General features: G+C 69.9%; 22 protein-coding genes and 1 riboswitch. Of the genes, 12 read left to right on the forward strand and 10 right to left on the reverse strand.

Annotation, left to right across the window (positions count from 1 at the left end):
* Positions 1-15 precede the first annotated feature (15 nt).
* Genes ACZ6SD_RS04355 through ACZ6SD_RS04370 form a run of 4 tightly spaced genes read left to right on the forward strand, consistent with a single transcriptional unit; the run spans position 16 to position 3,902 of the window.
* Complete coding sequence (locus ACZ6SD_RS04355; protein WP_465315466.1) at positions 16-1,071, forward strand: NBR1-Ig-like domain-containing protein; 1,056 nt, start codon at positions 16-18, stop codon at positions 1,069-1,071.
* Positions 1,061-1,957 (forward strand): hypothetical protein, encoded by an 897-nt coding sequence (locus ACZ6SD_RS04360; protein ID WP_465315467.1) that lies wholly within the window; start codon positions 1,061-1,063, stop codon positions 1,955-1,957. Before ACZ6SD_RS04355 ends, ACZ6SD_RS04360 begins: the two co-directional genes overlap by 11 nt.
* Positions 1,958-1,995: 38 nt before the next feature.
* Positions 1,996-3,579: a hypothetical protein gene (locus ACZ6SD_RS04365; protein WP_465315468.1), complete on the forward strand. Its 1,584-nt coding sequence runs from the start codon at positions 1,996-1,998 to the stop codon at positions 3,577-3,579.
* A gap of 38 nt (positions 3,580-3,617) precedes the next feature.
* A complete protein-coding gene (locus tag ACZ6SD_RS04370; protein ID WP_465315469.1) occupies positions 3,618-3,902 on the forward strand; it encodes a hypothetical protein in 285 nt (94 codons plus the stop codon).
* Positions 3,903-3,973: 71 nt separating this feature from the next.
* Here the strand turns inward: ACZ6SD_RS04370 and ACZ6SD_RS04375 are convergent, their stop codons facing one another.
* On the reverse strand, positions 3,974-6,127 hold the full coding sequence (locus tag ACZ6SD_RS04375; protein WP_465315470.1) for a bifunctional serine/threonine-protein kinase/ABC transporter substrate-binding protein: 2,154 nt from the start codon (positions 6,125-6,127) through the stop codon (positions 3,974-3,976).
* A 192-nt stretch (positions 6,128-6,319) separates the two neighbouring features.
* A riboswitch (cobalamin riboswitch) is annotated at positions 6,320-6,408 on the forward strand.
* Between the two features lie 191 nt (positions 6,409-6,599).
* Here ACZ6SD_RS04375 and ACZ6SD_RS04380 point away from each other — a divergent pair.
* Genes ACZ6SD_RS04380 through ACZ6SD_RS04390 form a run of 3 tightly spaced genes read left to right on the forward strand, consistent with a single transcriptional unit; the run spans position 6,600 to position 9,486 of the window.
* Positions 6,600-7,529 carry an ABC transporter substrate-binding protein gene (locus ACZ6SD_RS04380; protein WP_465315471.1) on the forward strand — a complete coding sequence of 310 codons (930 nt, stop codon included), beginning with the start codon at positions 6,600-6,602 and terminating at the stop codon, positions 7,527-7,529.
* A gap of 26 nt (positions 7,530-7,555) precedes the next feature.
* Entirely contained in the window at positions 7,556-8,515 is a 960-nt protein-coding gene (locus tag ACZ6SD_RS04385; RefSeq protein ID WP_465315472.1) for a FecCD family ABC transporter permease, read from the forward strand.
* 50 nt (positions 8,516-8,565) lie between these two features.
* Positions 8,566-9,486 (forward strand): FecCD family ABC transporter permease, encoded by a 921-nt coding sequence (locus ACZ6SD_RS04390; RefSeq protein ID WP_465315473.1) that lies wholly within the window; start codon positions 8,566-8,568, stop codon positions 9,484-9,486.
* A gap of 292 nt (positions 9,487-9,778) precedes the next feature.
* Here ACZ6SD_RS04390 and ACZ6SD_RS04395 read toward each other — a convergent pair whose 3' ends face one another.
* The 3 genes from ACZ6SD_RS04395 to ACZ6SD_RS04405 are packed head-to-tail and all read right to left on the reverse strand — an operon-like array spanning position 9,779 to position 11,347.
* On the reverse strand, positions 9,779-10,207 hold the full coding sequence (locus ACZ6SD_RS04395) for a hypothetical protein (RefSeq protein ID WP_465315474.1): 429 nt from the start codon (positions 10,205-10,207) through the stop codon (positions 9,779-9,781).
* A gap of 29 nt (positions 10,208-10,236) precedes the next feature.
* A complete protein-coding gene (locus ACZ6SD_RS04400) occupies positions 10,237-11,124 on the reverse strand; it encodes a hypothetical protein (protein ID WP_465315475.1) in 888 nt (295 codons plus the stop codon).
* A gap of 4 nt (positions 11,125-11,128) precedes the next feature.
* On the reverse strand, positions 11,129-11,347 hold the full coding sequence (locus ACZ6SD_RS04405; protein WP_465315476.1) for a hypothetical protein: 219 nt from the start codon (positions 11,345-11,347) through the stop codon (positions 11,129-11,131).
* A 295-nt stretch (positions 11,348-11,642) separates the two neighbouring features.
* Between ACZ6SD_RS04405 and ACZ6SD_RS04410 the strand changes: the two genes are divergently transcribed.
* Positions 11,643-12,212 (forward strand): DUF3558 domain-containing protein, encoded by a 570-nt coding sequence (locus tag ACZ6SD_RS04410; protein WP_465315477.1) that lies wholly within the window; start codon positions 11,643-11,645, stop codon positions 12,210-12,212.
* 74 nt (positions 12,213-12,286) lie between these two features.
* On the opposite strand, the gene wecB is transcribed toward ACZ6SD_RS04410, so the two are convergent.
* The 3 genes from wecB to ACZ6SD_RS04425 form a co-directional block, all read right to left on the reverse strand.
* Complete coding sequence (gene wecB, locus ACZ6SD_RS04415) at positions 12,287-13,471, reverse strand: non-hydrolyzing UDP-N-acetylglucosamine 2-epimerase (protein WP_465315478.1); 1,185 nt, start codon at positions 13,469-13,471, stop codon at positions 12,287-12,289.
* Between the two features lie 91 nt (positions 13,472-13,562).
* Positions 13,563-13,718 (reverse strand): LPXTG cell wall anchor domain-containing protein, encoded by a 156-nt coding sequence (locus ACZ6SD_RS04420; RefSeq protein WP_091453486.1) that lies wholly within the window; start codon positions 13,716-13,718, stop codon positions 13,563-13,565.
* 17 nt (positions 13,719-13,735) lie between these two features.
* Positions 13,736-14,467, reverse strand: a complete 732-nt coding sequence (locus ACZ6SD_RS04425; protein WP_465315479.1) for a choice-of-anchor P family protein — start codon at positions 14,465-14,467, stop codon at positions 13,736-13,738.
* A 306-nt stretch (positions 14,468-14,773) separates the two neighbouring features.
* Between ACZ6SD_RS04425 and xrtP the strand changes: the two genes are divergently transcribed.
* Both xrtP and ACZ6SD_RS04435 read left to right on the forward strand, forming a co-directional pair.
* Positions 14,774-15,328, forward strand: coding sequence for an exosortase P (xrtP, locus tag ACZ6SD_RS04430; protein WP_465315480.1), 555 nt, complete (start codon positions 14,774-14,776; stop codon positions 15,326-15,328).
* A 44-nt stretch (positions 15,329-15,372) separates the two neighbouring features.
* Positions 15,373-16,695, forward strand: coding sequence for a glycosyltransferase (locus ACZ6SD_RS04435; protein ID WP_465315494.1), 1,323 nt, complete (start codon positions 15,373-15,375; stop codon positions 16,693-16,695).
* Positions 16,696-17,026: 331 nt separating this feature from the next.
* On the opposite strand, the gene ACZ6SD_RS04440 is transcribed toward ACZ6SD_RS04435, so the two are convergent.
* From ACZ6SD_RS04440 to ACZ6SD_RS04450, 3 genes are read right to left on the reverse strand one after another with little or no spacing between them, the layout of a single operon-like run.
* Positions 17,027-19,102, reverse strand: a complete 2,076-nt coding sequence (locus ACZ6SD_RS04440; protein WP_465315481.1) for a xanthine dehydrogenase family protein molybdopterin-binding subunit — start codon at positions 19,100-19,102, stop codon at positions 17,027-17,029.
* Positions 19,099-20,091, reverse strand: coding sequence for an FAD binding domain-containing protein (locus ACZ6SD_RS04445; RefSeq protein ID WP_465315482.1), 993 nt, complete (start codon positions 20,089-20,091; stop codon positions 19,099-19,101). The genes ACZ6SD_RS04440 and ACZ6SD_RS04445 overlap by 4 nt, the downstream gene beginning before the upstream one ends.
* A complete protein-coding gene (locus ACZ6SD_RS04450; protein WP_465315483.1) occupies positions 20,088-20,609 on the reverse strand; it encodes a 2Fe-2S iron-sulfur cluster-binding protein in 522 nt (173 codons plus the stop codon). The genes ACZ6SD_RS04445 and ACZ6SD_RS04450 overlap by 4 nt, the downstream gene beginning before the upstream one ends.
* A gap of 106 nt (positions 20,610-20,715) precedes the next feature.
* On the opposite strand from ACZ6SD_RS04450, the gene ACZ6SD_RS04455 reads away from it, so the two are divergent.
* Both ACZ6SD_RS04455 and ACZ6SD_RS04460 read left to right on the forward strand, forming a co-directional pair.
* Positions 20,716-21,093 carry a VOC family protein gene (locus ACZ6SD_RS04455; protein WP_465315484.1) on the forward strand — a complete coding sequence of 126 codons (378 nt, stop codon included), beginning with the start codon at positions 20,716-20,718 and terminating at the stop codon, positions 21,091-21,093.
* Between the two features lie 53 nt (positions 21,094-21,146).
* Positions 21,147-21,578 (forward strand): PPOX class F420-dependent oxidoreductase, encoded by a 432-nt coding sequence (locus tag ACZ6SD_RS04460; protein WP_465315485.1) that lies wholly within the window; start codon positions 21,147-21,149, stop codon positions 21,576-21,578.
* Positions 21,579-21,715 lie beyond the last annotated feature (137 nt).

Below are 21,715 nucleotides of genomic sequence, written 5' to 3' on the forward strand. Positions count from 1 at the left end.
GGAACAGGACCAATATTGCGCACTAACCTAACCACCGCGGCTGGCCGGGCCGCCCGCGCCGTGCTGCGCGGCCGACCGCCCGCGCCCGCGCCGGTCCACGTCCTGGCCAACCGCGAGCTGTCCGTGGCGATGCGCCAGCTGCGCATGGCGGTCGGGATCAACCTGGGCGAGACGGTGGCGATCCTCAACGAGACCATCGACGACCTCTACACCGACGTGCGCGACGCGCCGACCCCCGGCGGGCGGGCGCCCTCGACGCCGCACCGGGTCACCGGCGACTACGTCCGCCGCGTCGAGCGCGGCGACCACGGCCGCTTCGACCTGGGCACCCTCCCCGCGTGGGCGCGGCACAGCCAGGTCGAGAAGAACCGGCTCAACGCCAGCCGGGTCCCCGCCTGGCTCGTGCGCGCCTACGACGTCGCCTTCGGGGCCGACGGGTTCCTGGTGGACATGCACACCTGGAGCGTCGCGTTGCAGGCCGACCAGCTCCGCGACCTCCCGCGCAGGCTGCGCGACCTGCCCGGCCACGTGCCGCCGGGCGGCGAGTACGAGTTCCTGGCCCGCGACCTCGGCGAGTTGGACGAGCCAGCCCGGGACCTGCTGCGCGCCCAGGCCAGGGAGCTGGCCGCGCTGCGTGACCGGCAGCCCCGGGACGCGTCCTGGCTGCCGTTCGCCCAGGACGCCTCGCTCAACGCGGGCGAGGTCGAGGAGCCGGAGGGGACGCTTGTCGCGCCCGGCAGCCTGGTGACCACCTGTTACGTGCTGCGCAACGCCGGGTCGGTCCCGTGGCGCGACCGCCTGCTGTACCGGGTGGGCGACACCGCCACCGGCATCGCCTCCCCGCCCCTCGCGCCGGTCCCCGACACCGAGCCCGGTGCGGACACCGCCGAGATCCGCTTCGTCCTGCGCGCGCCGACGACCCCGGGGACGTACCGGGTGTGCGTGAAAATGGGCTGGCCGGACGGCACCTACTGCTTCCCGACGACTCTGCTGGGCTTGGTCTCGACCCTGATCGTGCCGCCAGCGGACCTCATCGACCCCTACCCGGAGTGGCCGGACCATGTCGGATGAGCGGGTGGCGGCGCTGCGCGCCCTGCGCGGCGAGCTGTCTCTGACCGCGTTCCTGGACCGCCTGGTCGAGCACGGGCTCCCCGCGAACCGGTTGAGCAGGCAGCGGCTGAGCAGGCTGGAGAAGGGCGAGGCCCAGCTCCCGGCCACGCTGTGGGAGGAGATCGCGGCGGCGCTGACGGCGGCGGGCGCGCCGCTGGAGCAGGTCGCCGTGCTGCGCGGCCCGGTCGCCCGGATCGACCCGGCGCCGCCGTCCACCCCGGCGCTGCGGCTGCGGCAGTGGACCCGGGTGGTCTCCCGGCTGGCCGGGAACAAGTGGTGGCACGCGCCGCTGCTCTTGGTCGCCCGGCACATCGGCGTGCGGCACGCCGCCCACTACCAGCAGTTGTTCGACCGGTACGGCGGCCAGCAGGAGAGCATGCTCCAGCAGTTGCAGGCGCGCCTGGCCCTGGGGAACTCCGGCGCCCGCTTCGCCCCGGTCCCCGGCGACGCCGCCGCGATCGACCGCGCCGCGTCCACGGTGTCCGTCCGCGTCGAGCGCGGGGAGCTGTTCGTGCTCACCGCCCGCCTGGTCAACACCGGCACGGCGCCCTGGCGCGACCGGGTGCTGCTCCGCCTCGGCGCCCCGAACACCTCCAGCCTGCCGCTGACCCCCGCCGTGCTGCCGCTGCCCGACACCGACCCCGGCGGGCACTGCGAGGTTCCCGTCCCCGGCCGCGCCCAGTGGTTCACCAACGCGGCTGAGGTGACCTACGTGATGGTGTTCGCCGACCTGTCCTCCTGCCTGCCGGGCCGGATCGTGTTCCACATCGACACCCGCGCGGGCGAGTTGGACCGCAGTTTCGACCTGCCGCCCGGTTTCCCCGCCGCTGACTCGCCGCCCTCCTGACTCCACTGCGGCATCCGTCCGCGTGTTCGCTGAGTCAGGTGACCGGGTCGTGCGCGGAAACCGGCGGCCAATCGTGTCACCCGCATTCGGCCGATCCGCGCACTGAACGTGATCATGGTCGGCGCGCTGCCGACAACCAGGTGAACCCGACCTGGATCGCGCATGGTTTGCGCCGATGGATGGAATCCGGTGCCCGCCAGATGCCGTACCGACGGCTGGCGAATGCCACTGGGCCGATGAAGGGAACGGGGCTCTTGTTGCGGGTTTCATCGTGTGGTTTCCAGAAAACAGCGTCGCCGTTATCGCGGCGCGTGGCGGTCGTCCTCAGCGCCTGTGTGGTGGCAGGGGTGGTGGTCGCTCCCGTTGCCCGGGCCGGGCCCGCCGCCGGGGACGAGCGGGATTTCGCGAAAGCGGCGGCGCGGGCAGTGGAAGAGGCTGGTGAGATATCCATCGCGGACACCAAGGTGCCCGTGCTGGAAATCGCCGAGTCGTGTGCCGAGGGCAGCACTGACAAGGTGTGTGAACTTGACAGTCGCGCCTGGGAAAGAATACCGGAGCTGGTTCGGAAGACGGCTTCGGAGGTCGTGGATTTCCAGGCGTTCAAGGACGCGGTCCCGCGGCCGCCCCGGGGCGCCAAGGTGACTCCCGGGGCGACCAAAAAGTTCTTCAATCTCGCGTTCGACAAAGCTCTGACCACGCCGCCACTGCAGAAGTACGCGAACAGGCTCAAGCCGACCAAGGGGCAGTGGCTGGTGTGGGGCGTCAACGCGGTGGGGGCGCTGGCCGACAGCGGCGCCTCGACCATGGACAAGGTGGAGGCCATCGCGGGGATCGTTCCCGTCCTGGGGCAGACTGTCAGCTTTGCCAACTCGGTGCAGAAACAGGATATCGAGGGCGTCATCGTCGCCACCCTCTCGCTGGCCGCGGTGGCGGCCACGATGAGCCTTCCGCCACTGGGTGCGGCCATCACTTTCGCGCTGACCACCTACGGGCTCGCCAAGGCGGCTTGGGACGCGTACACCTCCAACGAAGGGCGACGTGATTGGGCCAAGGAACCTCCCGGCACCGTCGCCGAGCTCTTGTCGCAGGGCGCGAAAATTAAGTGGGAGAATACCGAAGGCGATGTCGCTTTCGCGGTCGGCCCGAAGGGTGGGAAGCGTTCGGTCGATGTCATCTTCAGCTCGGAATGGCCGGAAGACGTTGTGTCCGATCATCCTCCGGTCTCGTACGAGATCCCCAAGTCCGTTTCTTCGGGCAGTGTCCTCGGCAGTGACGGGACGCTCGCGCATAATGACGGAACCTCCGGAGCTCTTTCCGGGTTCGTTCAGGCGTCGGAGATGTCGCTGACCGGTCCGGGGAAGCAGGTGCTCGCCTCCTGCGATGACTACTTTGACAACTCCCTGGGTGCGTTTCAGGTGTGTCATCCGCAGCAGGGCATCTGGGTGAGCTATGGGAAACCGGTGCGTATGCGGCTCACGTTCGACACCGAGCCCGGGTATTGCCAGTGGTACGGAGAATCGAAGGAGAACTGTCTGGTGAAGTATTCGTCCACCTCAATCGACGTGCGGCCCGCGGGCGGCCACAAGATCGAGGTGCCGCTGCCGATCAAGTACACCGGCTAGTTTCGCCTGGCGAGTAAATCAACGGAAAGGTGCGCAAAATGGTGAAGAAGGCAGTTTTCGCGACCGGATTGGCCATCGTGTTGTCCGGCATGTGGATTCCGGGAGTCGCGGTGGCGGCCACCGACGAGCGGGCAGCGACGGTCAGCGAGATCGGAAAGGTGGCGTCTCAGGCGCTGGACGGGGTCAGCCAGGTCGCCGGAACCGGTGGAGGCGTCGTGGACGACGCGCTGGGGCAGGGCAACCTCACGGCGGGGACGGTCAGTTCCACCGTCGTGCAAGGGCTCGACCAGGTGAACCAGATCGTCGGAACGGTCAAGGGCTGACTTCCCTCGTCAGCCATGCTGTTCGCCCTCGTGCGGCCCGGTGCGGTGGAGCCCGCCGCACGAGGGCGATCTCAGCGTTTTACCGTGCCGACGCGCGCCGTGTGCCACTGGCCGCCGCGCACCTCGTACACGGTGAGCGTGGGGTTGGTCGTGTCGCCGTACTCGTCGAAGCCGAGCGGGCCGGTGGCGCCCGCTCCGGTGTGCGCGCCGATCGCGGTGAGCAGGCGGGGGCGCAGGCCGGGGTCCCAGTCGCCGTCGCCGACGGTCGCCGCGACGCTGGCGATGATCACGTTGGCGGCGTCGTAGGCCATCGGGCCGTAGGTCGAGAACGGCTCGCCGAAGCCGCGCGCCTGGTACGCCGCGACGAAATCGGCCGCGGTCGCGATCTCGCTGGCGGGCGCCCCGACCGCGGTGGCCAGGTCGCCGTCGCGGCCGCCCGCGGCGAGGTACTCGTCGGCGAAGATCCCGTCGCCGCCCACGACCGGGACGGCCAGTCCCGCGTCGGCCGCCTGCTTGGCCAGCGGACCGCCCTGCGGGTACTCGCCGCCGAAGTAGACCGCGTCCGGCGCGGCCGCGGTGATCCGCAGGAGCGCGCCGCTGAAATCGTTGTCCCGCACGATTTCCCGGGCGACGACGGTCATGCCCTTGGCCGCGGCGCGGCGCTCGAACTCGGCGCCGAGGAGTTCGCCGTAGACCTTGCCGTCGGTGACGACCGCGACCCGGGTCTTGCCCGTCTCGGCCAGGTGGTCGGCGGCGAACGGGCCCTGGAGATCGTCGGTCGCGCAGACGCGGAAGTAGTTGTCGTGCTGGCGGTCCGGGCTGTTGGCTGGCCCCCGGGTCAGCTCGGGGTAGGTGTTCGCGGGGGAGATCTGCGCGATCGTCTTCGCGGCCAGCACCGGCGCGGTGGCCCGGGCGACCGACGAGTTCAGGGTGCCGACCACGCCGACCACGCTCGCGTCCCCGGCCAGCGCCGTCGCGGCCTGTGTGCCCGTCTCCGGTTTGGCCTGGTCGTCGCGGGCGTCGAGGACGAACCGGTAACCCGGGACGGCGCACCGCTCGTTGGCCTGGTCGACCGCCAGCTGAGCCGAGTTCCGAATCCCCAGCCCGTAGCTGGCGATCTCACCGGTCAGCGGGGCGATGACGCCGACGGTGAGCGTCCCCTTGTCCTGGGCGCAGGTCGGCGCGGGCCCCGCCTGGTCGCCGCCCGCCTTGGGGGTCGCGGCGCCGGGGATCGTCAGATTCGGCACGACGACCAGCGCGAACACCAGGATCGCCGCGACCACGACCGCGGCCAGCGGCACGATCCAGACCAGCGGCGACCGTCCGGCTGGCCGCGTCAGGACATGCGTCAGCGGCGGCCGGGTCGGGGGCGTCCGCGTCGTCGGGGGGTCTATCGGCGCCGCGGTCAGCGCGCGTTGGGCGGCGGCGGCGAACTCGCCAGCCGACGCGGGCCGGTCGGCCGGGTTCTTCGCCATTCCCCGCGCGATCACCTGCCCGAGCGCGGCGAGTAGGCCGCCGAGCACCGGCGGGTCGACGTAGCAGTGCGCGTGCATCATGGCCAGCGCGCCCTCGCCGGGGAACGGCTTGCCGCCGGTGAGGCATTCGTGCAGCACGCAGGCCAGCGCGTACACGTCCACGCCGTGGTCGACCTGGTCGGTGGTGAACCGTTCGGGCGCCATGTAGGCGAGCGTGCCGACGGTGTCGCCAGTCGTGGTCAACCTCGACCGGTCGGACGGGTCGATCGAGCGGGCGATGCCGAAGTCGCCGAGGTAGGCGGACTCAGGCGTGTCGGCGGTCGCGGGCGCGACGAGGATGTTGGCTGGCTTGACGTCGCGGTGCAGCAAACCCTGCGCCTTGGCCGCGTCCAGCGCCGCGGCGACCGCGGTGATGATGGCGACCGCGCGCCGGGGCTCCAGCGGCCCGTTCGCCCGCAGCAGCGCGGCCAGGTCCGTGCCATCGATGAGCCGCATGTCGAGGAAAAGCTGCCCGTCGACCTCGCCGAACCGGTGGATCGGCACCACCTGCGGGGCGGTCAGCCGGGCCGCGGCGCGCGCCTCGCGGCGGAAGCGCTCGCGGAAGTCCGGGTCGGCTGACAGCGCGGCGGGCAGCACTTTGAGGGCGACGTGCCGTTCCAGTTCGGTGTCGAACGCCCGGTAGACGATGCCCATGCCGCCGCGCCCGAGCTCGCCGTCGAGCCGGTAGGTGCCGAAGGTCCCAGCAGTCATGTGTTCCTTGCCCTGAAGTCCCGGCCCCGACCGCGGGCCCACTCTATCGGGTCACGGGCGCGGTCGGCGGCGGGCACTCGCGGTTCGGCGGCCGAACATCCACTGAGGACCGCCGGGGTGCATGTCCTAGGTCACAGTGTGCCGCGGCGGGCAGGCGGCTAGGGTCACTGCGACATTGAGGCCCGTGGTGCGGGGAAGCCGGTGCGAGTCCGGCGCGGTCCCGCCACTGTGACCGAGACGGCGTCGCCCGCGTGGGCGGCCGATTCGGGAGTCAGGTTACCGCCCTCGGGTTTTTCCGTGAGGTCCACGAGGATGGAGCTGACACGCCATGGCGCCTGTCCGCACGTATCGCGCTGTCGAAAGCGCCCGCCCGCCCGTTTCCGCCCGCTCCGGGCGCCGAGTCCGCGCCGCAGCCGCGACTGTCCTTTTGGCACTGTCAGGCTGCGCTTCGCCTGCGGCTCAGGAGAACCCGGTGGGCGAGGCCGTGCGCAACTGCGGAATCGAGGTGCCCGCGACGCGGCCGACGCGGATCGTGGCCACGTTCCACAACGCGATCGAGATGGTCTACGCGCTCGGCGCGGACGACCGGCTGGTCGGCGCGAGCTACCTTGACAACCCGATCCTGCCCGAGTTCGCGGCCCGGTTCCGGCCGGACGAGCGTAAACCCGCCTATTACCCGACCGACGCGCCCAGCCGGGAGGAGTTCCTTCGGCTCGACCCCGATTTCGTCCTGTCCGGGTTCACCGGGACGTTCACGACCGAGGGCCTGGGCACCCGCGCCGAGCTGGCGGACCTGGGCATCGGCTCCTACCTGTTCAGCCAGTACTGCCCGACCGCGGACGGTCAGGGGCAGACTTCCTTGGCCGCCAACGACACCACGCTGGACAGCGTCTACCGGGACGTCACCGATCTCGGCCGCGTCCTGGGCAAGCCGGGGGAGGCGACGGCGCTGGTGGACCGGATGCGCGCCACCGTGGCCGGGGTGGCGAACACGCTCGGCGGGGTCGCGGACCGCCCGCGCGTCGCCATGATCAACCGTCCGGGCAACGGCGATATCCGCGTCTTCGGCGCGGGCGACGTGGCCACATCGATCATCGAGGCCGCGGGCGGCGACCAGGTCTTCGACGACATCACCGGCCGGATGACCCGCATCGGCGTCGAGGAGTTGATCAAGCGCGCCCCGCAGGTGATCCTCGTGCCCGCCTGCTGCGGCGCCGACGTCGGCCCGGAAGGCGCGAACAAGGTCATCGAGGAACTGCGGAAGGACCCGGCGGTGGCCAACGTGCCAGCCGTGCGCGACAACCGCGTCCACGCGATCACCTTCGCCGAGATCAGCCCCGGCGTCCGCAACGCCGACGCGGTGGCCGCCATCGCCCGGCTGCTGCACCCGGAGCGGTTCTGAGCAGGCAGGCCGCGTTCGCCTGCGCGGTGGCCGTGCTGGCCGCGACCTGCCTGGCCTCGGTCCTGATCGGCAACGAGACCATCGCCTTCGGTGACGTCTTGGCCGCTTGGCGGCGCCCGGACGGCTCGGACGCCCAGCGCATCGTGGCGTTCCTGCGGGTGCCGCGCACCCTCGTCGGCCTGCTCGCGGGCGCGGCGCTGGGCGTCGCCGGGGCGCTCATGCAGGGCCTGACCCGCAACCCGCTCGCGGGCCCGGAAGTGCTGGCGGTCAACGCGGGCGCCGCGCTGGCGGTGGTGGCCGCCATCGCGGGCTTGGGCCTGGGCACCCTGGGCGGCTACATCTGGTTCGCGTTCCTCGGCGCGGCCGTGGCGGGCGCCGCGGTCTATCTCCTCGCGGCGGCCGGTCACGGCGGCCCGACCCCGGTCAAGCTGGCCCTGGCGGGGGCCGCGCTCACCGCGACGCTGACAGGTCTGACAACCGCGGTCACTTTGCTGGACGTCTCCACGTTCATCATGTACCGGTTCTGGTCGGTCGGGGCGCTGACCTCGGCGGACCTGTCCTCGATCGGGACCGCGTCCCTGTTCGTGGCCGTCGGCGCCGCCCTCGGCCTCGGCTCGACCCGGACCCTCAACGCGCTGGCCCTCGGCGAAGACGTCGCCCGCTCCCTGGGCCAGCGGGTCGTCGCGGGCAAACTCGTCGCGGTGACCGCGTCCGTGCTGCTGGCGGGCAGCGCCGTTGCCCTGGCGGGCCCGATCGCGTTCGTCGGCCTGACCGTTCCCCACATGGCACGCGCCTTCGGCGGAACGGACTACCGGTGGATCCTGCCGTGGTCGGCGGTCCTCGCGCCGATCGTGCTGCTGGCCGCGGACATCCTGGGCAGACTGCTCGCCCGCCCGCAGGAGTTGCAGGTCGGCATCGTCACGGCCGTGATCGGCGCGCCAGTGTTCATCGCCCTGGTCCGCAGGCGACGGCTGGCCCGGCTGTGAGGACGGTCGTGGTCACGGCCGCGGCGTTCGGTGTCGCCGGGGCCGCTCTGGTGGCGTCGTTGGTGTTCGGCGATTACCCGATCCCGTTGGGGGACGTGCTTTCCGTGCTCGCCGGAGGGAGCGGGAGCACCCGCCGGACGGCACACGTGATCCTGAACCTGCGACTGCCGCGCGCGCTGGGCGCGGTCGCGCTCGGGGCGAGTTTCGGTTTGTCCGGAGCGATTTTCCAGCGGCTGGCCCGGAATCCCTTGGTGAGCCCGGATATCGTCGGTGTGGACGCTGGTGCCGCGACGGCGGCGGTGCTGCTGATCGTCGTGTTCGCGGCCGATCCGCCTGCTGTGGTTGTCGGCGCTCTGCTTGGTGCGTTGGGTGCCGCCGCGGCTGTCTATGTGTTGGCTTATCGGCGAGGGGTCACTGGTTATCGGTTGGTGCTGGTGGGGATCGGGGTCACGGCGGTGCTCACGTCGGTCACCGCTTATGTGCTCACGACCGCTGATCTTTATACGGGTCGGGCGGCGACCGTGTGGCTGTCGGGCAGCCTCAGTGGTCGGTCGTGGTCGCACATCGTGCCGGTTCTGATCTCGTTGGCGGTGTTGGCGCCGATGGTGTTTCGGCTCGCGCATCCGTTGCGGGCGTTGGAGTTGGGGGACGATCTGGCTCGGTCGTTGGGCACTCGGGTGGAGTTCGCGCGCGCTGGGTTGGTGGCTGTGGGGGCGGCGTTGGCTGCTGTTGCCACTGCCGCTGCTGGGCCTATCGCGTTTGTCGCTCTGGCGGCTCCACAGATCGCGTTGCGGTTGGTGCGGGGGCAGGCGTTGGTGGCGTCGGCGGCGTGTGGGGGTGCGTTGTTGGCGGTGGCTGATTTGGGTGCTCGGGTTGTGTTGGCGCCGGTTGAGGTGCCGGTGGGGGTGCTTACGGCGGTGTGTGGTGGGCCGTTTTTGGGTTATCTGCTGGTGCGGGCTAATCGGGGGTGAGTTGGCTCGTTGGGGGCGCTGGTGGTGGGTGCCTGTTTGGGTGGTTCGCCTTGATTTGGGGCCCCTCGAAATGGGCCTGCGCGGGTTAAAAGGCGGGGCGAAGGAACCCCACCCGCGCCGCGAGTTTAGGCCCATTTCCCCCAAATCAAGGCGAACCACCCAAACAGGCTGTTGGTCTTGGCCTGTCGCTTTCGGTGGTGGGCTGGGCAAGGCGGGAGACCGACGCCCGATGGGCTTGGGCAGCCAACCTACCCCGCCCAGCCCCCGTAGCAGCCCGAGCGGTTCGACCAAGCTACGGCTTGCGTTTGTCCATAAAAGAGTTGTTGGAGAAGTCGTCGTCGTCCCAGTCTCGTTGTGACTTCTGTTGTTGGGCGGCTACTGCTCGTTCCGCTGCCAAGCGGTTTTGTGCTGAGACGGCGGCGGAGAAGTCGGGGTCGTCGCCGACTTTGCCGGAAGCGATGGCCTCCCAACTCAACTGGCCTGTTTCGATTTTCTCCACGACGCGCCGCCACTCCGGGGCCGCCTTTGGGCCGATGGCGTAAGCCTTGAGGTTGTCGATCTCTTCCTTGGAAGGGGGCTGTTCTGCCCGCTTCTTCTCATCGTGTTCGCGTTGGGCCTTGGCTGCGGCTTGTTGGGCTCGTTCTGCTGCGTCGCCGAGTTGTTGTTCGGCGCGGAGCATGGCTGTGGTTTTGAAGTTCTCGAAGGCAGACGGGTCGACCACCTGTGACTCCTTATCTGTGGGTCGAACGCCTACTTGGGGGCCTTCGAGTCCATGTCGCCGAGTTGCTTGGTGATTTCGCCGGTTTTCTGGTCTATTGCCTCGCGGGCCGCTTGCATGTCGCTGATGCTTTGGCTGATCTGCTTGCCGGTGTCCACCGCGTCGTGGGTGTTGTTGATGTCGGGGACGTGGCCGACGGCGTCGACCACCGACTTGAAGGCGTCCCAATAGGCGTTGGCGGACTGGACCAGGGATTCCAGGTTCTCGAAGAGGGTGATGATGGACTGGATGCCGCTGACGATATCTTGCGCGTCGCTGATGTAGGGGAAGTCCTCGAAGCCGCTGATCACCCATTCCGCGATCGACCACAGGGTGCCGAAGCCGGGGATGACCTTCGCGGCGAGCTTGACGAGTTTCTCGATGACCGTGTTGAGCAGGGTGGCGCAGGTGTCGGCGATTTTGATCGAGACGTCGGCGAGCTTGTTGAAACCCTTTTTCAGCCAGTCGCAGCAGGTTTTCGCGATGTACAGGGCGCCGGTGGCGACAATCTGGATGAAGCTGTTGAACGAGTTCGCCGCGTCGCCGGTCCAGTGTTCGCTGGTCAGGGTGGCGGCGTTCTTGCCGAGGTTCCCGGCGATGTCCCAGTACATCTTGCCCGCGTCTTCAAAAGCGGCGCCGTTGGCCCTGATCCGGTTGAAGTCGCCCGCGATGGGCTTGAACAACAGGTCGTAGAGGCTTTCCGGCTTGCCGATCATCGGGCCGATGATGTTCGTCCACACGAAGTCGACGGTGTCGAGGGCCGGGTGCTTGCCCTGCACCTCGTCGGCGAGGCTTTTCTTCTCCGAGGTGATCTCGGTGGGCTGGATCGGGGTGATGTCCTGCCACTCGCCGTAGGAGGCGGGGGAGTATGCGGTGGTCATGGGCTCAGCCCCTGGCCGGGGCTTGGCTGATCAGGTTCGTGTTGTGCTGCTCGACGCCCTGGTACTGGTTGGCGGTCGCCTCCAGACCCATGGCGATGCTGGTCAGCTTGCCGCTGAACCCCTTGTTGACCTGCTCGGTGATGCCGCGCAGGAGGTCCATCGCGGCCTGCAGCGGAATGAGCAGGCCGTCGAAGCCCTCCTTGTTGCAGCCTTGCTGAGACATCTGCGACTGCACCTGGCTGGTGAACTGGTTTGCGACGCCGCTGGACCAGACACCGAAGTTGTGAATGGACTGCGGATGGATCGTAGGCACGTGTGGCCCCCCAGGGTTGTGTGCTTGTCATCTCGACCGGGTCAGGTCAGTGCCTGACCGGCGGCATACTAGCGGTCCCTTGAGGACTGTCAACGGTAGATGATCATCACCGCCGCCGCCCGCTGCGGTAGGGTGCTGCTGCTGTTGGACCCGGATGAAAGGGGGACGGGGACCACACGCCAACCGGGCAGGTCCCCGACGACCGATGACCAACAACCGACTTCGCCTCGGCGTCGGCTTCCTCAGCCTGCTCATCGTCACCGGTGCGTCCGCCTGCGGCGGCGCCACCGAGCCCCCGCCCGCAACCACGCCCGCCACCGGCCAACCCGACGGCGAGACGCGCATCGCCACCCCGAAGAAGGTCCTCAAGCCCTCGGAGTGCAAGGGCCTGCTCACCGCCGCCGACGTCGAGGCCGAGGTCGGCTTCCCGGCCACGGAAAAGAAGTCGGTCAGCCCCTCGGACTGCGGCTTCTCGTTCCAGGAGTCGCGGGACTTCTCCGGCCTGGTCGGCGTCACCCTCACCCTGGACGACTCCGAGCCCGGGGACCAGGTCATCGACATCGGCGGAAACCACGCCACCGAACGCAAGGAAAACACCGCCGCCGTCCACGACTGCGACATCCGCGTGCGCCTCGCCCCGGTCGCCAAGGACCAGCCGGGCGGCACCCTGCTGATCAGCACCCTGTTCTACTCCGAGGCAGGCCGAGCCAAGGACAACTGCGCGATCGCCCGCGCCCTCGCCAAGACCGCCTTCGACCGCATCCCCAACGCTTGATCCCCGACTACTGACTCTCGCCGACAAGCTGGTCCGCGACCTCGGCGCCCCAACGCTTTCCGATTCCGACCGTCCTAAGGGGACAGTTGAGCCGTCGCGTCGGTCGCGGTCGTCAGCAGCACAGGGGTGCTGGGGACTTCCGGGCTGTCGCCCGTGTCGAGGAGTCGGTCGAGGGCGGTGCGGACCCGGTGGGCGGCGCGGCCGTCGCCGAAGGGGTTTCGGTCGGCGGGGACGCGGTGGTTGGTGGTGAGGATTCGGTCGGCGGCGTCGAGGATGCGGGTGGGGTCGGTGCCGACCAGCCAGGCGCAGCCCGCGTCGATCGCCTCCTGGCGTTCGGTGGTGTCGCGGGCGACCAGGACGGGCGCGCCGAAGCTGGGGGCTTCTTCCTGGATGCCGCCGGAGTCGGTCAGGACCAGGGCGGCGCGGCGGAGGGTGCGGACGAGGTCGGAGTAGTCCAGTGGCTCGGTGACCGTGATCCGGGGGCGGCCGCCCAGGGCTCGGGTGACCTGGGCGCGGACGTCGGGGTTCGGGTGCGCGGGCAGCACGACCCGCACGTCCGGGTGGCGTTCGACCATGGTGCGCACGGCGTGCAGGACGTCGTCGAGGGGCGCGCCCCAGGACTCGCGGCGGTGCACGGTGACCAAGACCAGCCTGCCGCCACTTGCCTCGACCCGCGCCAGGGCCGGGTCGACGGCGGGCAGATCGGCCGCCGCGATGTGCTGGACCGCGTCGACAACGGTGTTGCCGGTGACCACGATCGACTCGTCCGGCACGGACTCCGCCCGCAGCGCGGCCGCGGCGCCGACGGTGGGCGCGAGGTGCAGCGCGGCGATCCGGGCGACCATCTGCCGGTTGGCCTCCTCGGGGAACGGGGCGGTCAGGTCCCCGGTGCGCAGGCCCGCCTCCAGGTGCGCCACCGGCACCCGCCGCCAGAACGCGGCCAGCGCGCCGGTGAGCGTGGTCGCGGTGTCGCCGTGCACCATGACCGCCGCTGGCGCGCGGCGGGCGATGACGGCGTCGAACGCGGGCAGCAGCCCGGCGACGAGCTCGGCGACGCCGCCCCCCTGCCGGTCCACCGACAACGTCTCGTCCGGCGTGAGGCCGAACGGGGCGAGCGCCTGCTCGACCATGCCCTCGTGTTGTCCACTGTGGACGATCACGGGCCGCAGCCGGGGATGGCCGCGCAGGGCGAGCGCCACCGGCGCCACCTTCAGGGCCTCTGGCCTGGTCCCGACTAGCAGAAGCACTTCATCGCGCATGTGGCTGGAATCTTCCGGTTAGGGGCGCTGGAGAACTCGGACACAGGCGTACTCCGGGCGGGACGTGCCCGCCCGGAGTACGCCTGCCGACCTACTGGGTCTGCTTCCTACGCCGATTCGCGTGGATCAGCAGCGCCCCGGTGATGAGCAGGGCGATCGCCAGCGCGATCCACCACCCCACATCGGCGCCGGTGGCGGCGAGGCCAGCGCCACCGCCGACGGCGCCTCCGGTTGGAGCTCGGTACACGGTCTGGACCTCCGGACTCAGACCGCGGCCGACGCCTGGCGCCTGCGCAGCACGGTGATGCCGACCGGGATGGCGACGAGGCCGACCAGGCCAAGGCCGATCCAGAGACCGGCGCCAGAGGCGAGCGGGACCGGCGGGGCGGCCGGGCCGCAGGTGGCGCTGCTCAGCACGACATCGCCCTTGCCCAGCAGGGCGTTGAGCTTGATGTGCACACCGTTGACGGTGAGGCTGCCGTCGTCGTTCTTGATCTGCTCGTTGAAGACGATCGTCACCAGCGGGAGCGAGATCACGGTGTTCGGCGCGGGGTTCGAGTCGACCTTGACCCCCGCGAGCTTCACGCCGACCAGCGAGGTCTTGCCGGTCGTGCCCGCCTGGGTGGCCTCGCAGTCGACGTCGATCGCCTTGACCGAGCCCAGCGCGGCCAGGGCCACGTTGACATCGGTCACCGTCGCCTTGGAGTGCACGATGCCGGTGGCCTCGTCGCGCTTGGCGGAACTGGTCACCAGGCCCGTGCTGAGCACGCCGGGGACGTCGACGGTGGCAAGCTGCGAATCGGTCGGGCCGTCGGTGTGGCTCGGCGAGAGCGGGCCGACCTGGACGGCGGGCTGGCCGAGCAGGGTCACGCCGACCTCGGCGGCGTAGGCGGAGCCGTCGCCTGGGGCCGCCGAGGCGGGCATGGTCCCCACCAGCAGCGCAGCGGCGGCGGCAACGGCGACCATGCCGCCGCGGCGCACCAGTCTCATCTGCATTAAGAACTCCAATAAGGGTTGGCGACTTAGCCCGTCCGGGTGGTGAACCACTCGATCGGGGGTCGCTGTCGGTCGTGCATCGGTTATGACAGTCGTGCCATCTACCCAACGAGCCAGCGCTATAACGGACACGCGGGGTCAGCACGATTGTGTTGATGTTGCGGCTTAGACTGAACCATAGACACGGACGGTGTGCATTCCGGCGGGGTATGTCACTCTAATTTAGGATGACCACCCGTGCGGGGGCGGGTATCCGATCAACGATGACGCAGGGCGTCACGAAGTGAGAGCACGGAGGAGACACCTGTGGCCTTTGCTGGATCGTTACCGGCCTCACCCGTAAGGGGGAGCACTATTGGCGCAAAGCTCCTGGTTGTTGCCTTGGTCGCGGTGGCCGCCGCGCTGATCATCGCCAACCGCGCGTTCCGCACCGCCGAGATGGCGCTGGCCGCCGTGTTCATCCGGCTGACCTCGTCCTCCGGGGTCTGGCTCGCCCCCGAGCGCCAGTCCGTCTACTTCGGCCTCGGCACCGACCAGGCCTTCGGCCTGCAGATGAGCCCGGAGTGCACCTCGGCGTTCCTGCTGCTGCCGTTGATCCTGGTCGGAGCCGTGATGGTCGCGCTGCGCCCGCGCATCGCCCCCCGCGTGCTCATCGGGCTCGCCGTCGCGGGCGTCGCGGTGATCGTGGTCAACCAGTTGCGCATCCTCGGCCTGGTCGGCCTGATCGACTGGCTGGGCACCGACCGCGGCTACTACTGGGGCCACACCCTGATCGGCTCCATGATCAGCATCATCGGCGGCGCGCTCGCCCTCGTGCTGTTCGTGTGGCTTTCGACACGTCAGCCGCGGTCGCAGCGGTGAACCTGAGCCTCCTGCTGGGCCTGACCCAGGCGATGGCGCTGACCATGAGCGTCACCTTCATCACCTACGTCATCCTGATCGTGGTGCCGTTCCTGCGCTACCGCCCGCTTCCCGCCGGGCACGCGGACAGGTTCGAGTGGCACTTCTTCGTCCCGTGCCGGGACGAGGAAGCCGTGATCGGCGACACGATCCGCTACCTGCGCGGCCACTTCCCGCACGCGCACATCTGGGTCGTGGACGACGACTCCGACGACGCGACCGTGGCGGTGGTCACCGGCCTGCGCGGCACGGGGCCGAGGGCGGACGGCAACGTGCACCTGGTGCGCCGCTACCGCCCCGAAGCCCGCACCGGCAAGGGCGACGCCCTGAACTCCGCCTACAGCGCGCTCAAGGACTGGCTCGGCTCCCACCACGACCCCGAGCGCGTCGTGGTGGTCGTGGTCGACGCCGACGGCAGGCCCGGGGCCAACTGCCTGTCGGTCTGCGCCGCCGACCACCTGTTCGGCAATCCCGCGATCGGCGCGGTCCAGGTCGACGTGCGGATGAGCAACCGGGGCACGTCCCCCACCAGGGGCGGCCCGGTCAAGCGCCGGTTCGGCCGGATGATGGTCCGGTTGCAGGACCTGGAGTTCCGCGCCGCCATCGCCGCGATCCAGATGTCACGCGGAATCACCGGCACCATCTCCATGGGCGGCAACGGACAGTTCACCCGACTGTCGGCACTGGACTCGATCGCAGAAGACGGCCACGGCCCCTGGCGCGGCGCGCTGCTTGAGGACTTCGAACTCGGCGTCCACCTGCTCACCGAGGGCTGGAAGACCGGGTTCACTGTGGACACCCACGTCGACCAGGAAGCCCTCTACAGCCTGCGCCGGTTCCTCGCCCAACGCACCCGCTGGGGCCAGGGCACCATGCAGTGCATCCGGTACGTGCGGCGGATCTGGGACTCCAAGCACCTGTCCACCCTGGGCGCCGCCGAGATGATGTACTACCTGGCCCAGCCGTGGCTGCAACTCCTGGGCACCCTGGTCTACCCGATCCCGTTCATCCTGCTGGGCATCCGCGCGGCGGGCGACCCGGCCCAGGTCTGGGCGTGGTTCAGCGAGGGCGCGTGGATCCTGTTCGCGGTCTACGGCTCCTTCGGGCTGCTGCCCTTCGTCATCTGGGGCCCGATCTACCGGAAACGCTGCGAACCGGAGACCAGTTTTCTGCGCGGCCTCGGCTACGGATTCGCCTACGCCCTCTACATCTACACCTTCTACATCACCTCGTGGCGCGCTCTGATCCGGTTGATCCGCGGTCACAACGGGTGGACCAAGACTCGGCGGAACAACGATCGGGCTGGGCTGGTCGCGATTGATCATTAGCTGGGGGGTGAATCGGGTCGACCGTTCTCAATCTTTGGGAAAATGGGTGGACGGCTTGCGTGGGAACTGCGGTGCTGGCGGGTCTGCTCGTGGGCTGGGTTTCGTGGTGGGCTCGATGGGGTGGAGTGGTTTCTTCGGGGCCCCTACGAAGGAAGATCGCCGTGTGAAAGACGGGTGGGAAGCCTCCGGCCTCACACGCGCAGCCAGCTTAGCGATCTTCCTTCTCCCCCGAAGAAACCACTCCACCCCATCGAGCACCTGGCAGGGCCAGGTTCCTGCTGGTAGGAAGGCCTGCCCCGCCAAGCTCTATCTCGATCAGTCTGTGGTCGGATCACTCCGTGGTCGGTTTGGCGAGTAGGACCCGGTCCGGTCGGATGGGGAGGTGGCGGTGGCGGACGCCGGTTGCGTGCCAGACCGCGTTGGCGATCGCGGCGGCGGTGCCGACGATGCCGATCTCGCCTAGGCCCTTGATGCCGCCGGGGAGGTCTGGGTCTGGGTCGTCTACCCAGGTGGCCTCGATGGTGGGGGTGTCTGCGTTGGTGGCGATGTGGTAGCCCGCCAGGTCGGCGTTGATCTGTGTGCCGAGTGTTTGGTCCCAGAGTGCTTCCTCGTGGAGTGCCTGGGAAAGGCCCATCGTCATGGCCCCGACTAGTTGGCCGTGGGCTGCGGTGGGGTTGATCACCCGGCCGACCGCGAAGACGCCGAGTAGGCGCCGTACCCGGACCTCGCCGGTGGTGACGTCGACCGCCGTTTCGGCGAATTGCGCGCCGAAGGACAGGCGGTGTCGCTCGGTGCGGGCGCCGAAGTCGGTCGTGGTGTCGCTGACGACGGTGATGCCCTCGGCGGGGATCGGCTTGGCGAGTGTGTCTCGGAGCTTGGTCGCGGCCTTGACGACTGCGGCTCCCCATGAACTTGTGCCCCACGAGCCGCCTGCCAGGGGGGACGGGCCGAAGTCGCTGTCGCCGATGAGCACGCGGACCCTGTTGACCGGCAGGTTCAGCGCCTCGGCGGCGAGCAGGGTGAGCGCGGTGCGTGCCCCGGTGCCCAGGTCGGTCGCGCCGATGCGGATCGTCACTGTGCCGTTGGGTTCGGCGGTCGCCGCCGCCGATGCGGGGACGGACAACGCTGGGAACACCGACGCCGCTGTTCCGGTGCCCACCAGCCACCGCCCCTCCTGGCGCACGCCCGGGCGTGGGTCGCGGGCGTCCCAGCTGAACCGGCGGGCGCCCTCGGTGAAGCACGTTGCCAGGTTGCGGCTGCTGAACGGCCACCCGGTGACCGGGCCCGCCGCTGGCTCGTTGCGCAGCCGCAGCGCGATCGGGTCGACGCCGCAGCGGTGCGCGAGTTCGTCCAGGGCGGACTCCAGGGCGAACGAGCCGGGTGCCTTTCCCGGCGCGCGCATCATGCGCGGTGTTGGCACGTCCAGGCGCGTCACCCGGTGGCTGATTCGCAGCGCGTCGGCGGCGTAGAGCACGCGGGTGCCTGCCCCGGTCCCCTCGACGTACTCGTGCAGGGTGGAGGTGGCTGTCGTGCTGTCGTGGTCCAAGGCGCGCAGCCGTCCGTCCGGGTCGGCGCCGAGCCGGAGCCGTTGCGCGGTCGCGGGTCGGTGGCCGGTGAGGGCGAAGACCTGCGCGCGGCTGAGCGCGACCCGCACCGGACGGCCGAGCCGCAGCGTGGCCATCACCGCCAGCAGCACGTGCGCGCCGGTGACCGCCTTGCCGCCGAACCCGCCGCCGACGTGCTCGGCGCGCACCCGCACCGCCGCCGGGTCCAGCGCGAAGAGCCCGGCCAGGTCCGCCGCGATGACGAACGCGCCCTGGTTCGAGTCCACCACGTCGAGGCGGCCGTCGCGCCAGTGCGCGATGGCCGCGTGCGGCTCCAGCGCGGCGTGGTGCGCCGAGGGCGTCGTGTACGTCTCGTCCACGGTGACCGCCGCGGCGGCCAGTTCGGCGTCCACGTCGCCGACGACAGTGACCGCTGGCTCGTAGGGGAACACCCGCTCGGGGGTGTAGAGGCCCGGGTGGTCGGCGGAGAACGCGACGTCGTGCGCCTCTTCCGCGTAGGTCACCGTCAGCGCGTCCGCCGCCGCGCGCGCCCGCTCCGCGGTCTCCGCGACCACCAGCGCGACCGGCCAGCCCGCGTGCGGCACCCGGTCGGACTGGAGCACCCGCGTTGACGCGTCCGGCCCCAGCCTGCCCACCACCTCGGCCAGGCGCGGCGCGTTGCCGTGGTGCAGCACGGCGAGGACGCCGGGCAGCGCCAGGGCCGCCTCATCATCGATGGACACGACCCGGCCGCGGGCGATCGTGGCCGACACCAGCCTGCCGTGCGCCTGGCCCGGCGCGGCGACGTCCCCGGCGTACCGGGCGGCCCCGGTGACCTTCGCGCGGCCTTCCACCCGAATCATCGGCTCGCCTCCCTGGTGAGTTCCGACAGCACCGCGACCGTGAGTTCGCGGATCAGCGTGACCTTGTGCCCGTTGCCCGGCAACGGTTTCGCCGCGGACAGCTCCGCGTCGGCCGCTGCGGCGAACGTCTCGGGAACAGCGGGCGAGCCGATCAACACCTGCTCGCCCGCCCGCGCCCGCCACGGCCGCGAGGCGACCGCGCCGAAAGCCAGCCGCGCGTCCCGCACCTGCCCGTCGACCACCTCCACCGCGGCGGCGACCGACCCGATGGCGAACGCGAAAGCCGCCCGCTCCCGCGCCTTCCGGTACCGCGACCGGGCCGCCACCGGCGACCCGGGCAGCGTGACCGCGGTGATCAGCCCGGCGGCGGGCAGCACAGTCTCCCGATGCGGGGTCTGCCCGACCGGGAGGTAGAAGTCGGACAACGGGATGTCGGTCTCCCCGGTGGGCGTCGCGACGGTCACCACGGCATCGAAGGCGGTGAGCGCGACCGCCATGTCCGAGGGATGGGTGGCCAAGCAGTGCTCGGTCCAGTCGAGGACAGCGTGGTTGCGGTGCTCCCCGCCGAGCGCGGCGCACCCGCTGCCCGGAACCCGCTTGTTGCAGGGCATGGCGGCGTTCGTGAAGTACGGGCAGCGGGTGCGCTGGAGCAGGTTCCCGCCGACCGTGGCCATGTTGCGCACCTGCCCGGACGCGCCCGCCAGCAGGGCCTGCGCCAGCGCGGGCCAGCGGCGGCGGACCTCCGGGTGCGCGGCCAAGTCGCTGTTGGCGACCGTCGCCCCGATCCGCAGCCCGCCGTCCCCGGTCGGCTCGACCAGGCCGAGCGGCAACTCGCGCACGTCGATGAGCAGGCTGGGCTCCTCGACGCCGGACTTCATCAGGTCGACCAGATTCGTCCCGCCACCCAGGACGCGGGCACCGGGCTCCCGGTCGAGCAGCGCGACCGCGTCGTCCACAGTGGACGCGCGGTGGTAGCCGAACTCCCTCACCGCGCCACGCTCGCCACCGCGCGCACGATGGCGCCGTAAGTCCCGCAGCGGCACAGGTTTCCGCTCATCCGCTCGCGGATCTCGGCTTCCGCCAAGGGAACGCCGTTCGCGGGGGAGAGGTCGTCGGTGACAGCGCTCGGCCAGCCCGCCGCGTGCTCGTCCAGCACCGCCACCGCCGCGCAGATTTGCCCAGGGGTGCAGTAGCCGCACTGGTAGGCGTCGAAGTCCAGAAACGCCTGCTGCACCGAATGCAGGTCGTCGCCCTCGGCCAATCCCTCGATCGTGGTGACCGCTGCCCCTTCCGCGGCGACGGCGAACCGGAGGCAGGAATTGACCCGCCTGCCGTCGACCAGCACCGTGCAGGCGCCGCACTGCCCGTGGTCACACCCTTTCTTGGTGCCGGTCAGGTCAAGGTGATCCCGCAGCGCGTCGAGCAGCGTGGTGCGATTGTCGACCGTGATGACCCGGTTTTCCCCGTTCACCCTAAGCTTTATCGTGCTGGAGCTGGTCCAACTCATGGTTTCCCCTCAGATAGACGATCTCCACCAGTGAACCGGAATCCGCCCGCCGCGTCACCTCACGCACGCAGGTTTGCCACTAGCGTGGCGCGGTAATCTCCGCACTATGATCGGAAAACTGCGCAACGTCGTCCTCGACACCCGCGAACCCCGGCGGCTCGCGGACTTCTACGCGGCGCTCGTGGGCGGCGAGGTGACCGAGGACGACGGCGCCTGGGTCGTCGTGGTCGACGGCGAAGGCAGGCGGCTGGCGTTCCAACGGGCCCCGGAACACACCCCGCCCCGCTTCCCCGATCCGGCGGGCTCCCAGCAGGCTCACCTTGACGTCTTCGTTGACGACATCGACGCCGCCGAGCGCGAGGTCCTGGCGCTCGGCGCGATCCGGGTGACCGAGCCCCACGAGGAATCCGACTTCCGCGTCTTCCTCGACCCGGCCGGACACCCGTTCTGCCTGATCTTCGCCATCGACGCGCCCGAGGCCTAGGCCAGATCGCAGCGGGTGGAATACCGCGTGCTGGATGGCGCGTTGGCCCTGACATGACAGACACGCTGTTCGACCCGCACGAACTGCTCGCGCGGAGCACTATCGGGGTTCTCGCGACGATCAAGTCCGATGGGCGACCGCAGCTCTCTCCTGTTCAGCCTGCTTACGACCGGGCTGCTGGTGTTATCCGGGTGTCTACCAGGGAGTGGACGGCGAAGGTCGCGAACCTTCGGCGGGACCCTCGGGCGGCGCTTGAGGTGACCAGCGCTGATGGTCGGGCCTGGGCTACGGCTGAGGGGACGGTCACGCTGGTGGGGCCGGGGAGTGATCCTCATGGGGTTGAGGTGCAGGCTTTGGTGGATTACTACCGGGCTGCTGCTGGGGAGCATCCTGATTGGGATGAATATCGGTCGGTGATGGTTTCGGATCGGCGGGTTTTGATCTCTATCGCTGTTGAGAAGGTGTATGGGGCTGATCTTCACTGATTGTGGGGGGTTGCTCGATGGGGTGGAGTGGTTTCTTTGGGGCCTTGGTCTCAGGTGGTGGGTGCGACACCGTGGTTGATCAGGAGTTCGTTGAGTTTTTCGGTGGGGGTGGCCCAGTTCAGGGTCATGCGGGGGCG

The sequence above is a fragment of the Actinokineospora sp. NPDC051303 genome (genome assembly GCF_055586285.1).

Coding starts and splice junctions, on each gene's coding strand:
- ACZ6SD_RS04440 (WP_465315481.1), bottom strand. CDS start 19,102: ATGATTCGGGTGGAAGGCCGCGCGAAGGTCACCGGGGCCGCCCGGTAC.
- ACZ6SD_RS04405 (WP_465315476.1), bottom strand. CDS start 11,347: ATGTCTCAGCAAGGCTGCAACAAGGAGGGCTTCGACGGCCTGCTCATT.
- ACZ6SD_RS04425 (WP_465315479.1), bottom strand. CDS start 14,467: ATGCAGATGAGACTGGTGCGCCGCGGCGGCATGGTCGCCGTTGCCGCC.
- ACZ6SD_RS04450 (WP_465315483.1), bottom strand. CDS start 20,609: ATGAGTTGGACCAGCTCCAGCACGATAAAGCTTAGGGTGAACGGGGAA.
- ACZ6SD_RS04435 (WP_465315494.1), top strand. CDS start 15,373: ATGAGCGTCACCTTCATCACCTACGTCATCCTGATCGTGGTGCCGTTC.
- ACZ6SD_RS04370 (WP_465315469.1), top strand. CDS start 3,618: ATGGTGAAGAAGGCAGTTTTCGCGACCGGATTGGCCATCGTGTTGTCC.
- wecB (WP_465315478.1), bottom strand. CDS start 13,471: ATGCGCGATGAAGTGCTTCTGCTAGTCGGGACCAGGCCAGAGGCCCTG.
- ACZ6SD_RS04375 (WP_465315470.1), bottom strand. CDS start 6,127: ATGACTGCTGGGACCTTCGGCACCTACCGGCTCGACGGCGAGCTCGGG.
- ACZ6SD_RS04455 (WP_465315484.1), top strand. CDS start 20,716: ATGATCGGAAAACTGCGCAACGTCGTCCTCGACACCCGCGAACCCCGG.
- ACZ6SD_RS04410 (WP_465315477.1), top strand. CDS start 11,643: ATGACCAACAACCGACTTCGCCTCGGCGTCGGCTTCCTCAGCCTGCTC.
- ACZ6SD_RS04360 (WP_465315467.1), top strand. CDS start 1,061: ATGTCGGATGAGCGGGTGGCGGCGCTGCGCGCCCTGCGCGGCGAGCTG.
- ACZ6SD_RS04400 (WP_465315475.1), bottom strand. CDS start 11,124: ATGACCACCGCATACTCCCCCGCCTCCTACGGCGAGTGGCAGGACATC.
- ACZ6SD_RS04460 (WP_465315485.1), top strand. CDS start 21,147: ATGACAGACACGCTGTTCGACCCGCACGAACTGCTCGCGCGGAGCACT.